Raw genomic sequence first — 12,909 nt, forward strand, 5'->3', positions numbered from 1 at the left:
TTAGTCTTAGTTTTTAATAAATTTTCCTTGTAAATTTCTATTTTGGATTTGCAAGGTATAAAAATACACGCCAGAATTCCATGCCTCAACATTAACTGAAACTGGATGTCCTTGAATCAAATCGGCAAACACCTTTTGTCCCAAAGCATTGTAAACTACTAAAAGGCCTTTTTCAACCTCATCCTCCATCTGTATAAACAAATGAGAATTTACGGGGTTAGGAAATACATTTGCTTTAAAAATTTCAAATTGATTTGTACTTAAGGCTGTATGTAAAGCTGCGTTCATATCAGGAATACCATAACCATAATCATTATTTGGCGTGGCAAATTTATCGGCAGAAGCTTTTACGATATGGACAATTTCAGAATTCTTTTTGTTAGGCACCCCAGACCATAACGCTGTAATAGCTCCTGCCATGATAGGACCGGAGAAAGAAGTTCCATTTGCAGTTGTAATAGTCCCCGTTGTAGATGAAACAACAGCAGCAGATCCCATAGCCATCAAATCAGGCTTAATTCTATTATCGGCTGTAGGCCCTATAGAACTAAATCCAGATTTTACTCTGGTAGCAGTTACAGAACCTACCGTAACAGCATTCGTTGCATCAGCTGGAGTCCCTACATGCGGTTCAGCAGTACTACCTTCATTACCTGCTGAAATTACACAAATCATCCCTTTTGCAAAAGCAATATCTACAGCTCTAGAAGCCACACTGGTTTGTCCATTCATCATGGCATAGGTATAACTATAATTAGGGTTATCAAAACCAAAGTACCCTAACGAAGAATTAATCACATCAACCCCTAAGCGATCCGCTTCTTCGGCTGCTTCTACCCAATTGCTTAATTCGAGTGGTTCCTCGTTATTTGCATCTTCTGTAATAAATAAATAATAACTCGCATCAGGAGCTGTACCTACTAAATTGGTAGCATAGCCCCCCATAGTAGAAAGCACCTTAGTACCATGGCTATTGCCAGTATAAAAAGATGAAGAATTATTTACATAATCATAACCTCCCAAAATCAAATTATTGTCACGCAATCTTTTAAAAGGCAAAGCGGTATCAACCCCAGGAAAACCAGCATCAAAAACAGCAATAATTTTCCCTGCCCCTGTATAGTTTTGTTGGTGCAATACATGACCATTTAACATTTGTACTTGGGTTGCTGAATTCCCATAATCAAAGTTCACTTTTGCAACTTTAGTTTTATCCTCCAAAACGACTTTTGAAACCCTATTAGTTTCAAATGCTGTTCGGTTTGCTACATTGAGTGCATGATTAGCATATACCACTTTCTGCACACAATTCAATTTTAACAAATTAGCAATATCCTGTTGCAAACCTCGAACATGCACATAGTTCATCCATTTAGATTGTGCCAATACTGTAATTCCTGAACTATTTTTAACCAAATCGATATATGCTTGATGTACTGGAGCATCAGTGGCATCTAATGCTATACCTTGAGTATTTCGTCTATCTAAAGCACGTTGCGACAATACAGTTAAAGGATTATCCCAAAAAGCCTGTACATTAGGCTTATCTTTGAAATATATCCATGCATCCTCTTGTGAAAAACACAATTGAACAACGAATATCATTGTAAAAAATAATACTTTTTTCATTGTATATAGGTTTAATTCCTCAAATATAGGAAAACTTTTTTAAGCAATTACCCCAGAACCTACCAACTCTTCGTCGATATGCCAAGATACAAACTGTCCTTGGGTGATGGCTGACATAGGTTCGTCAAACTCGACATACATACCCGAATCAAATTGATACAAGGTAGCCCCTACAAGCTCCTGACGGTAGCGGATACGCGCTTTCACACGCATACTATCCCCAGATTTTAAAGTTAAATCGGTACGAATCCAATGGATTTCTTCTTTGGCTACAAACAATACATTTCGGAACAATCCTGGGTGGTGACTCCCTTGACCTGTATAGATTTCGTTGGTCTGTGTATTGGTCGCTATAATAAACAAAGGCTCTTTAGTTCCTCCTATATTCAACCCTTTACGCTGTCCGATGGTATAATAATGTGCCCCTTGATGCATGCCTACTTTTTTTCCCATTTCAGGAGTATAACACATAGGTGTTGCATCGTATTGCAAACGAGCTTCTTCGTTTTCAAACACGGGTTTGTCTTGATTGAAAATAGTATGTGTGGCATCTATTTCATACACTACCCCTTCTTTAGGTTGCAATTGTTGTTGCAGAAATTCTGGTAAGCGCACTTTGCCAATAAAACACAAGCCTTGCGAATCTTTCTTTTCAGCGGTAATCAATTCCATTTTAGAAGCAATTTCACGCACTTGAGGTTTGGTTAATTCCCCTATGGGAAACAAGGCTTTGGCTAATTGTTCTTGCGAAAGTTGGCATAAAAAATACGATTGGTCTTTATTTCCATCTACTCCAGCTAAAAGTTGGTACATGGGTTGCCCATCCACTTCCATTTCGCCTTTACGACAATAATGCCCCGTAGCCACATAATCAGCACCAAGAGAAAGTGCGATTTTCATAAAAACATCAAACTTGATTTCGCGATTACAAAGCACATCAGGATTGGGCGTACGTCCTTTTTCGTACTCCGCAAACATATAATCCACGATTTTCTCTTTGTATTGTTCGCTTAAATCGACCGTTTGAAAAGGGATTCCTAATTTTTGAGCCACCAAAAGAGCATCGTTGCTATCCTCTAACCAAGGACATTCATTAGAAATAGTTACCGAGTCGTCGTGCCAGTTTTTCATAAAAAGTCCAATCACGTCATACCCTTGTTCTTTCAACAAATAGGCAGCTACGCTTGAATCTACTCCTCCTGATAAACCTACAACTACTCTTTTCATGGTATAAAAATTTTAAGAGTGCAAAGGTAATTATTTCTTTTTAACCAACGAAGGCTTCTTGTATCCGTTGATTGTATCTGCATTGATTTGTTTTACAAGTTTTTTGTTTGCATCATAATAATTCCACAAACCTTTCTTTTTTCCTTCTTTGTAGTTTCCTTCTATCAAAACAGTCCCATTGTCGTCAAACACTTTGTACGGTCCTTGCATGAATCCTTGTACATAAATAGCTTCCTCTTTCAACGTTCCAGCATTAGAGTAAATTTTAGAAACACCATTTTTAACCCCATTTTTATACGGAATTTCTTCAGCTAAAACCCCATCGGTAAAAAATACTTTTTTCACTCCTTCTTGACGGTCATCCACATAATTTTCCGTACACATAATGGTTTTAGAAGCCTTATGGTAATACGTCCAAACTCCCTGACGCAATTTATTGACCACTTTTCCTTCACTCACTTTCATCCCATTTTCGTCATAAAAAATAGTATAAGCGCCTCCTTTCCCATCAAATTCACGAGTGGCTTTTAGTATTTTCTTATCGCTATCAGCATAATATTTAAATGTACCTACTTCGACACCATTTTTAAAATTTCCCTCATAACGAATGTGATTGGTGCCTTCATAATAGCCTTTCCAAAAACCGATGCGCTCACCTTTTGCATTCGTTTGGTTTTCTAGCTCTTTTTTCACTTGAGAAAAAGTAGCTACAGAACTTAAAATTAAAACGATTAAATATTGGGCAATTTTCATTATAAAGTTATTTTGTAAATAAAACTCAAAAGTATTGGTTTTATTATTCTTTACAAAAAATAGACCAAAGATTCTAAAATAGAATGTTACACTATGGGATTAAAATATGGAATAAGTATCAACACGAATTTTCACCAATACAACATTCTCAATATCATCGAACAATTATACGTCTCAACTTTTAAACTCCTAAACTTTTAAACCTCTAAACTTAAAAAAACTACCCACTCAACTTTTCAATCAACTTTTGGGCTTGTTCTTTGAAACTTGCACCAATTGGAATTTCAATGCCTTTTAATTCAAAATCAGAGGTAGAGAAAGCTGTGATTTTATCATTGTTGATTATAAAAGAGCGATGCACACGAGTAAATCTATGACTTGGGAGTTCCAATTCTAAATCGCTTATTTTAAATTTTGATACAATTTCAGCTCCCTCTTGCAAATGTACTTTCACGTAATCTTTTATGCTCTCGATGTATAAAACATCCGCTAAAGCAACCCTATAATTTTTACCCGATGCTTTTAATAAAAGAAAATCGGTCGTAATATTGTCTTCAATCACATTGGTTGGGGCTAAAATGGGTGCTCTTAAAATACGCTCGACCGATTTAAAAAAACGTTCAAACGTAATCGGTTTCAATAAATAATCAACCACTTCCAGTTCAAACCCCTCAATCGCAAAATCGCGATAAGCTGTTGTAAAAATTGTTTTGGGTGGATTTTTCAAACTTTTTAAGAAATCAATCCCCGTTATATTAGGCATTTTGATGTCTAAAAATAGTAAATCAACTTCTTGCGTAGTCAATATTTCAAAGGCTTTCAAAGCGTTGTTTGCTGTAGCTACTACTTCTAGGGCATCGATTTTAGCGATATGATTTTCAATTAATTTTACTGCCAAAGGTTCGTCATCGACTATTAAGCATTTCATTTTCATTTTACGCATTTTTTAAAATCAAATTTACACGAAACCATCCATTTCCTTTAACAATTTCTAAAGTATAACGGTGAGCAAAAAGCAAATCCAATTGTTTTTTCACATTAGTTAATCCAATGGCATCCTTATGTACTGGCGAATCATTTTCTATACACGTATTTGCAATTTTAAACTCCATTTGGAAATCCGTCGTTAGTATTTCAATCTCAATCTTGGGCGAACCACTATCTTCTCCCGCACCATGTTTGAATGCATTTTCGACTAAAGACAACAACAAAAGCGGAGGTACTGGCAGATCCCTTTCAATCGATTGCGAAATGGTTACTTTTAATCGGTCATCATAACGCAATTTCTCTAATTCGATATAATCTTCAATCAATTTCATTTCAGAGGAAATAGGAACCAAATTGGTATCACATTTATACAAAACATAATCCAATATTTCGGATAATTTCCCAATGGACGAAGATGTTTTGGGTGAATTATCAAGCGATAACGAATAAATATTATTTAGCGTATTGAATAAAAAATGTGGATTGAGTTGTGCACGCAACATTTTCAATTCGCTTTGTGTTTTCTCCTTTTCTAATTGAAGTTTTTGAGCATTCAACGTATTATAATCTGAAAAATATTTCACGATATAAAATATCAATGCTGTGGTTAAAATCCCAGGAGTATATCGCATGAATAAGGCCTTTAAATCGGTCAAAATTTCAAGAAGCGGTTCTTGTTCAAAAGGAGGTGTCCTGAAAATAGGTTCCATAACATGTACCATGGTTAACCTAGACATGGCAGACAAGACATAAATAGTCAGAAGAAAAAAACAACCTGAAATCAAGATTCCTTTTTTCAAAAACTTTTCAGATAACAAATAATACGAAACCCAATAGGCCATTATCATTCCAAAAAATAGTTCGCTGGCTTGATACCCTAAAATTTCGGCAAAACAAAATTTTTCCACTTTAGAAAATACAGCAAAGGAGGTCGCCAATAGGTAAAACATCCAAAAGAATAGATGCTTTAATCCTCTATTTTTAATTAGCTCTTGTAACTTCATGTTTAAAAAATATATTCAAATATAAAATTGAAACTACAAAAATCCTTGTGCATCGACAAAAGTATCGATATTCAATATGAAGACTCCTTTTTTGAAGACCAAATAACCCAAAAATACTTTTAAAAAGATTCTATCTACAAAACCCACTTATATATCTATCCTTCACATTTTTCATTTAGAATCAAAAGATATTTGCGTATCAATTAAAATCGACAGTTATGAAAAAAGGAGTTTTCCTACTTACCTTATTCTTAGGCTTCGCTACCTGGGGACAAGAAAAAGCAAAAGAATTAGAAGCAATTACAGTTACCGCTCAAAAATCATCTATCGAAACTAAAATGGACAAAAAAATATTCCATGTGGGTAAAGATTTAGTAGCAAAAGGTGGAAATGCCACAGACATTCTGAACAATGTTCCCTCTGTAAATGTAAGTGCTAATGGAGCCGTGAGTTTACGAGGCAATTCGAGTGTTCGCATTTTAATAAACGGACGCCCTTCGGTATTAACACAAAACAACGGACTGGAACAAATACCCGCAGAAACCATAGACCGCATTGAAGTAATTACTAATCCATCGGCACAATACGATGCGCAAGGCGCTTCGGGCATCATTAACATCATTCTTAAAAAAAATAAGTCGGAAGGCTTTAGCAGTTCATTTACTTTGGCGGGTGGTTTACCTAATAACAATTCGGCAGGTGTTAATATGAATTATAAGAAAGAAAAGTTCAATCTTTTCTCTGATTTCCGCTATACCCGCATGACTTTTCTAGGTGATAGTGAGCTCACTCGTACCCATCTTGATGCGAATACAAATCCAACGGGCTTTCTTTTTCAAAATATAGATATGGAGCGCAATTCTAATCGATTCAATTTATATTTAGGTAGCGATTATTACATCAATAATAAAAACACCTTAACCTTAAGTTATTTTTTCAGACATAATGTGACCAAAAACTATGTCGATTATAATTTTGATTTTAAAAATTCTGCCAGTAGCACTACCCAATTATTTACGGCACAAGAATTTTATAAAGAACCCCAAAAAGCTAATCAAATTGAATTGAATTATGTAAAAACCTTTGATAAAAAAGGGAAAAAAATTACAGCCAATATTCAATATGATTTTTGGAATGATGACGAAAATGAAAACATTACTGAAAAAGAAGTCCTTCCTACACCCAGTATAAAAACCCTAAAAAGTAGAGATATTGAAAGTAGCAAAGATTTGGTTTTTCAGAGTGATATTACCTTACCTATCAATGAAAAATCGGGTTTAGATTTAGGCATCAAAGGGGAAATTAGACGCATAGATAGTGATTATATGGTTTGGGACAATCAAGTTCAAGTAGATTCTTTAACTAATGTATTACGCTATCATGAAAGCATTTTTGGAATATACACGCAGTACAAAAGTGAATATAAAAAATTTCAATACCAATTAGGTTTACGCGCAGAACATTTTAACACGGGAAGTACCGATACCAAAAACATTTTTAAGACCGACAAACAATACACGCGCCTCTTTCCTACCCTACATTTAACCTATAATGTAAAAGAAAATCTGAGTTTGCAATTGAGCTATAGTCGTAGAATAGACCGCCCTTCGTTCTTTCAACTGAATCCTTTTGGTGGTATAGCCGACAGAAGAAATATCCGCATTGGAAACCCTGATTTGAATCCGATGTATATAGATGCTTACGAAATGGGAACGCTTATAAAATGGAAAAGCTTTACGTTTAATCCATCGCTATATTACCAATACACTACCCATTTATTTGAAAGTAGTTTCACCAAAAACCCATCGGGTTATGTAGTAGAAAAACCCATAAACTTAGGCACAGAAAACCGTTATGGTGCTGAAATCAATTTGACCTATACACCTACGAAATGGTGGTTCATTTCCAGTGATTTCAATTGGTTTCAATTTAACCAAAAAGGATTATTTGATGTCAACGATGCGAGTTGGACCTCTAAATTAAATTCGCGTATACGTTTAAAATCATGGAGTGTGCAAAACAGTTTCAATATACAAGGCGCTAGAAATAGTGGACAGATTGAAAGTAAAACCATATTTTGGGCAAATCTTTCTATTGCCAAAGAATTCTGGAAAGAAAAAGCATCCTTAACCTTACGTGGCGATAATATTTTTGACAGTCGTGTAGACCGAGGCTCGATTGTAGGAAGTAATTACACCACGTATGCGGAGCGACGTTTTTCAGGTCCAAGAGCCACGTTGACTTTTGTATATAAATTTAACAGAAAGAAGACGGATAAAGACCGATTGCCAGAATAGTATTTTGAGTTAGTTGAAACAAAAAGGAATCATATAACTGTGTCATATATGATTCCTTTTTTATTCTATCAATTAATCCCCCAACTCAATCGCGCGTATATTTGCTTTTTGAATCGCAAGATTAATTATTTGATTCAAATTCATTTCATCAAAAACTTTTAACGCTTGCTCAGTGGTACCGCCTTTTGAGGCTACTTTTTTGATTAATTCTGCATTAGACAAGCCTAAAGAAGCTTGCAAGTTAACCGCTCCTAAAAACGTTTGATTGACTAGTAATTCTGCTTCTGAATTAGAAAAACCTAATTCCTCCGCTACTTGTATCATCGCATTCATAAAATAAAACACATACGCAGGACCACTCCCTGAAACAGCTGTGGCAGGATTTAGCATGTTTTCATCTTCTACATACACTGATTTTCCCGTGGTGTTTATCAAGTTTTGTACAATAAACAAATCTTTTCTATCTACTTTTTCAGAAGCAGAAAAAACCGTCATCCCTTGCCCTATTTGCGTGCTTAAATTAGGCATCGAACGCACTACTTTTTCAATCTGTAATAAACTAGCAATTTTCTCGATAGACACCCCCGCCATAACCGAGAGGACTAAGATATTGGGATGCAATTTATCTTTTAAAAATGTAGCCACATTAACAAACTCTTGTGGTTTCACTGATAGAATAACGATGTCGATTTCGTGCTGGGTAGGGAAATTATCTGTGGAAAAATTGTCTAAAGGAATCGAAAAACAATCCTGTATTTTAGGCAAGCTACGGGTGTACACAAATATATCTTCTTTTTTAATAAATCTTGATTTGATAAAACTCCCTGCAAATGTTTTTCCTAAATTCCCGTATCCAACAATAGCTATTTTCATGTATTTTATTATTCTTTTTAGTGGTATACACCACAGATTATAGAGATTTTGAACACTCAATAACACTATTTTTTTAGTTAAAAATAGTGTTAATTCATATGTTTAAAAAAACCTGTTGCTTTCACAACAGGTTTTGAACACTTTATTTCTTTTTATTTTCGGCTTGTTGCTTTTGTGCTTGCTCCATAGCTTCTTGTAATTTCTGCTGGAACTTACCTGGCTTTTTAGGTTCTTTTTGTTTGTTTTCTTGAATCTGCGCATGAATTTTTGCATCGTTTACCAAGAAATTTTTAATATAGAACATCAACCCTAAAGTCATCAAGTTTGAAAATAAGTTATAAATACTCAAACCTGAACCGTAATTATTGAAGAAAATCAACATCATGATAGGCGAAATCCAAATCATCATTTTCATGATTCCAGCCATATCTGGCATCCCTTCTTGTTGAGGCGCTGACATAGCTTGGTCGCCAGTAGTATATTTCATATAGAAGAAAATAGCTATAGCTGCTAAAATAGGGAATAAACTCACGTGGTCTCCATACAAAGGAATGTTAAATGGCAATTTTAAAACCGAATCATACGAAGATAAGTCTTTTGCCCATAAGAAATCTTGCTGACGTAACTGTAAAGCAGCTGGGAAGAATTGGAACGAAGCATACATAAAAGGTAACTGAATTAATGCTGGAATACAACCAGCCATCGGGTTCACCCCAGCTTTGTTGTATAACTTCATCGTTTCTTGTTGCTTTTTCATAGCGTCATTGCCAAACTTTTCGTTGATTTCGTTCATTTCTGGACGCAATACTTTCATCTTTGCTTGTGATAGGAAAGACTTATAGGTAAATGGAGACATCGCTAATTTTATCAACACTGTAAATAAAATGATAGCTAAACCGTAAGGCAAAAATTTACTAATAAATCCAAATACAGGAATAAAAATTAATTTATTAATCCATCCGAAAATCCCCCAACCTAATGGAATAATTTCGTCTAAATTTCTATCATAAGCATTTAAGATTTTATAATCTGAAGGTCCATAATACCAATTCATTTTATAATCCAATTCGCCGTTAGTGAAAGCTAAAGGCAATTGTGCTTGAAACTTTTTAGTAAAAGTAGTATCTACAGCCGCATCTTTCACTAAATTTTCAGAAGTTAATTTCGCTAATTTTATAGGCGTTTTTGTCAATAAAATTGACGTAAAGAAATGCTGTTTGAAAGCTACATAAGATAAATCTTCAACTTCCTCTTCATTTTTTTCTGATTGACCTAAATAATTATCTTTACCTTCTTCGTATTCATAAACTACTTCCGTATAACGATTTTCGTAGCTTACACTTTTTTCATTACGGAACGATTTTAAATTCCAATCTAAAGTAGCAGGATTTGCTGTATTCAATACCCCTGCTAAACCTTGTGATTTCACATCAAAATCCAACATATAGTCATTAGCTTTCAATACATATTTGTATTCTAAATAAGCATTTTCAGCGGCTTTCAAACGCATAGACAAAACTTGACTGCCATTTACTTTTGTAAGCACTGGTTCAAAATACAAGTCTTTTGTATTTAAGTTTTTCCCTTCTTTGGTTTGTAAAGCAAGGTTTAACTGCGCATTGTTTTCTTTAATCAATTGTATTAAAGGGCCTTTTTCGTCAATTGATTTAAAGTTTTTCAAAGTTGCTTCTGCAATATAGCCACCTTTATTAGCAATTTTCAAGGTTACCAATTCATTTTCCAATGTCGTAAAACCATCTTTAGCGGTAGGCAAAGTCGCGGAATAAGCAAAACTTCCTAATTTAGTTTTTAAAGCTTCGGTAACTTTAGCCGAATCGCCTGCTACTGTTGCTAAAGTTGTAAGAGATGCATCTGTTTTTTTAGCTTTATCAACTTGCGCTTTTTTTGCTTTTTGCGCATCAATTTCCGCTTGTGTGGGTTGGTTTTGATACATAATCCACATCATAATCACGAAAATCAATCCAAATCCAATAATCGAATTGAGGTCAAACTTTTTTTGTTCCATTTTTTTTGTGTTCAAAGTTTCAAGTTTCAAGTTTCAAGTTTACTAATAAACTTGAAACCAAAACCATTTATTTCTTGTTTTTCACTGCTGCTTCCACAAACTTCACAAAGATAGGATGCGGGTTAGCAACGGTACTTTTATATTCTGGGTGGTATTGTACCCCGATAAAAAACGGATGGTCTGTAATTTCAACCACTTCGACTAATCCTGTATCAGGATTGATACCCGAAGCTTTTAAACCAGCCGTTTGCATTGCTTCTAAATAATCGCTATTAAATTCATAACGATGACGGTGACGCTCCAAAATAGCTTCTTTTCCATAAATACTATGTGCCAAAGTACCTGCTTCTAGTGTACATTTCCAAGCCCCTAAACGCATTGTTCCGCCTTTGTCAGTCACTGTTTTTTGCTCTTCCATCAGGTTGATAACAGGTGCTGACGTTCCTTTATTCATTTCGGTAGAGTTCGCATCTTTTAATCCTAAAACGTTTCTACCGTATTCAATTACCGCCATTTGCATTCCTAAACAGATACCAAAGAAAGGAATTTTATGTTCACGTGCATAACGTACGGTTTCTATTTTACCTTCTATTCCTCTTTCGCCGAATCCTGGAGCAACAAGTATACCATCTAACCCTTTCAGTTGATTTTCTGCCGTTTTGGCATCTAAATGTTCTGAGTGAATCGAAATCACGTTTACTTTTGTCTCATTTTTAGCTCCAGCATGAATAAAAGCTTCTAAAATAGACTTATAAGAATCTTGTAATTCTACATATTTCCCCACTAAACCGATATTGACTTCGTGCTTAGGATTTTTTAAACGTTGCAAAAATTCATTCCATTGTTTTAAATCTGGAGCATTTTTTTCTGGTAAGTCTAATTTTTTCAAAGCCACTTTATCCAAGCCTTCTTCCAACATTAAGTTAGGCACATCATAGATTGTTGATGCATCAATAGATTGGATAACCGAATCTTTTTTTACATTACAGAACAAAGCTAATTTCTGACGCATGTCTGATGTTAATTCATGTTCCGTACGACAAACCAAAATATCCGCTTTGATACCACTTTCCATTAAAGTTTTCACCGAGTGCTGTGTAGGCTTCGTTTTCAACTCACCTGCAGCAGATAAATAAGGTATTAGCGTTAAGTGTACCACAATTCCATTATTGTCACCTAATTCCCATAACAATTGACGCACCGATTCAATATAAGGCAACGATTCAATATCCCCAACAGTACCACCTATTTCAGTGATTACGATATCATAATCCCCGCTTTTACCAAGTAACTGCATGCGTTCCTTGATTTCGTTGGTGATATGAGGAACCACTTGAACGGTTTTTCCTAAGAATTCTCCACGACGTTCTTTTTCAATCACAGACAAATACACACGACCTGTAGTCACATTATTTGCTTGCGAAGTAGGTACGTTTAAGAAACGCTCATAATGTCCTAAGTCCAAATCGGTTTCAGCCCCGTCATCCGTCACAAAACATTCTCCGTGCTCATAAGGATTTAGAGTTCCTGGGTCGACATTAATATATGGGTCAAATTTTTGAATGGTAGTACGGTACCCTCTTGCTTGCAATAATTTTGCTAAGGAAGCGGCAATAATTCCTTTACCTAAAGAAGAAGTTACCCCTCCTGTAACAAAAATATACTTTGTCTGATTCATTGTGTTGTATTGTTGTGTTGTTGTTGTTAAATAAAAACGCGCAAAAATACGATTATAATTTTTCAAATTGAAAATTTATTAATTTGAAAATTGAAATAATAAAAAATAATTTGAAAATGATTTAGTTGTAGCCAACCATCATTTTCAAATTATCAAAATTTGCTTATTAATCAATTACTTTTTAGGAAAGTTTCTACGAATGTTACGCACCAACTCTTCCAAACCGTTTAGTTGCAATTCATACACCAATGCAAGTTGTTGTCCCAATTGCCCTTGAGGAAATCCTTTTTGTTTATACCAAACAATATAATGCTCAGGCAAATCGATAAGATAACGTCCTTCATATTTCCCAAAAGGCATTTTGGTGTGAGCGAGTTTAATGAGAAGTTCTTGGTTCAATTTGTTGGTTTAAAAAGTTTATGAGTTTATAGTTTA

The 12,909-nt window shown here is 34.9% G+C and carries 10 protein-coding genes; 1 reads left to right on the forward strand and 9 read right to left on the reverse strand.

What is annotated here, in order from left to right; all coding sequences use genetic code 11:
* Positions 1-6 precede the first annotated feature (6 nt).
* The 5 genes from ACQY29_RS13830 to ACQY29_RS13850 form a co-directional block, all read right to left on the reverse strand.
* Positions 7-1,629: a S8 family serine peptidase gene (locus ACQY29_RS13830; RefSeq protein WP_428225757.1), complete on the reverse strand. Its 1,623-nt coding sequence runs from the start codon at positions 1,627-1,629 to the stop codon at positions 7-9.
* Positions 1,630-1,668: 39 nt separating this feature from the next.
* Positions 1,669-2,856 (reverse strand): tRNA 2-thiouridine(34) synthase MnmA, encoded by a 1,188-nt coding sequence (mnmA, locus tag ACQY29_RS13835; RefSeq protein ID WP_428225758.1) that lies wholly within the window; start codon positions 2,854-2,856, stop codon positions 1,669-1,671.
* Positions 2,857-2,886: 30 nt separating this feature from the next.
* Positions 2,887-3,609, reverse strand: coding sequence for a toxin-antitoxin system YwqK family antitoxin (locus ACQY29_RS13840; protein ID WP_428225759.1), 723 nt, complete (start codon positions 3,607-3,609; stop codon positions 2,887-2,889).
* A 220-nt stretch (positions 3,610-3,829) separates the two neighbouring features.
* Positions 3,830-4,552: a LytR/AlgR family response regulator transcription factor gene (locus ACQY29_RS13845; RefSeq protein ID WP_428225760.1), complete on the reverse strand. Its 723-nt coding sequence runs from the start codon at positions 4,550-4,552 to the stop codon at positions 3,830-3,832.
* Complete coding sequence (locus ACQY29_RS13850) at positions 4,545-5,600, reverse strand: sensor histidine kinase (protein ID WP_428225761.1); 1,056 nt, start codon at positions 5,598-5,600, stop codon at positions 4,545-4,547. The genes ACQY29_RS13845 and ACQY29_RS13850 overlap by 8 nt, the downstream gene beginning before the upstream one ends.
* A 218-nt stretch (positions 5,601-5,818) precedes the next feature.
* Here ACQY29_RS13850 and ACQY29_RS13855 point away from each other — a divergent pair, with 218 nt between their 5' ends.
* On the forward strand, positions 5,819-7,897 hold the full coding sequence (locus ACQY29_RS13855) for a TonB-dependent receptor domain-containing protein (RefSeq protein ID WP_428225762.1): 2,079 nt from the start codon (positions 5,819-5,821) through the stop codon (positions 7,895-7,897).
* Between the two features lie 72 nt (positions 7,898-7,969).
* Here the strand turns inward: ACQY29_RS13855 and proC are convergent, their stop codons facing one another.
* The 4 genes from proC to ACQY29_RS13875 all read right to left on the reverse strand — a co-directional run bounded on the left by proC (position 7,970) and on the right by ACQY29_RS13875 (position 12,873).
* Positions 7,970-8,770: a pyrroline-5-carboxylate reductase gene (proC, locus tag ACQY29_RS13860; protein WP_428225763.1), complete on the reverse strand. Its 801-nt coding sequence runs from the start codon at positions 8,768-8,770 to the stop codon at positions 7,970-7,972.
* A 142-nt stretch (positions 8,771-8,912) separates the two neighbouring features.
* Complete coding sequence (gene yidC, locus ACQY29_RS13865) at positions 8,913-10,796, reverse strand: membrane protein insertase YidC (RefSeq protein WP_428225764.1); 1,884 nt, start codon at positions 10,794-10,796, stop codon at positions 8,913-8,915.
* Positions 10,797-10,863: 67 nt separating this feature from the next.
* Positions 10,864-12,474 (reverse strand): CTP synthase, encoded by a 1,611-nt coding sequence (locus ACQY29_RS13870; RefSeq protein ID WP_428225765.1) that lies wholly within the window; start codon positions 12,472-12,474, stop codon positions 10,864-10,866.
* Positions 12,475-12,648: 174 nt separating this feature from the next.
* Positions 12,649-12,873: a DUF3820 family protein gene (locus tag ACQY29_RS13875; RefSeq protein ID WP_428225766.1), complete on the reverse strand. Its 225-nt coding sequence runs from the start codon at positions 12,871-12,873 to the stop codon at positions 12,649-12,651.
* Positions 12,874-12,909: the final 36 nt, after the last annotated feature.

The sequence above is a fragment of the Flavobacterium sp. genome, assembly GCF_965262375.1.
GTDB lineage: Bacteria > Bacteroidota > Bacteroidia > Flavobacteriales > Flavobacteriaceae > Flavobacterium.

What these genes read in the sequence shown, in the direction of transcription:
- ACQY29_RS13830 (WP_428225757.1), bottom strand. Translation starts at nt 1,629, where the DNA reads ATGAAAAAAGTATTATTTTTTACAATGATATTCGTTGTTCAATTGTGT.
- mnmA (WP_428225758.1), bottom strand. Translation starts at nt 2,856, where the DNA reads ATGAAAAGAGTAGTTGTAGGTTTATCAGGAGGAGTAGATTCAAGCGTA.
- ACQY29_RS13840 (WP_428225759.1), bottom strand. Translation starts at nt 3,609, where the DNA reads ATGAAAATTGCCCAATATTTAATCGTTTTAATTTTAAGTTCTGTAGCT.
- ACQY29_RS13845 (WP_428225760.1), bottom strand. Translation starts at nt 4,552, where the DNA reads ATGCGTAAAATGAAAATGAAATGCTTAATAGTCGATGACGAACCTTTG.
- ACQY29_RS13850 (WP_428225761.1), bottom strand. Translation starts at nt 5,600, where the DNA reads ATGAAGTTACAAGAGCTAATTAAAAATAGAGGATTAAAGCATCTATTC.
- ACQY29_RS13855 (WP_428225762.1), top strand. Translation starts at nt 5,819, where the DNA reads ATGAAAAAAGGAGTTTTCCTACTTACCTTATTCTTAGGCTTCGCTACC.
- proC (WP_428225763.1), bottom strand. Translation starts at nt 8,770, where the DNA reads ATGAAAATAGCTATTGTTGGATACGGGAATTTAGGAAAAACATTTGCA.
- yidC (WP_428225764.1), bottom strand. Translation starts at nt 10,796, where the DNA reads ATGGAACAAAAAAAGTTTGACCTCAATTCGATTATTGGATTTGGATTG.
- ACQY29_RS13870 (WP_428225765.1), bottom strand. Translation starts at nt 12,474, where the DNA reads ATGAATCAGACAAAGTATATTTTTGTTACAGGAGGGGTAACTTCTTCT.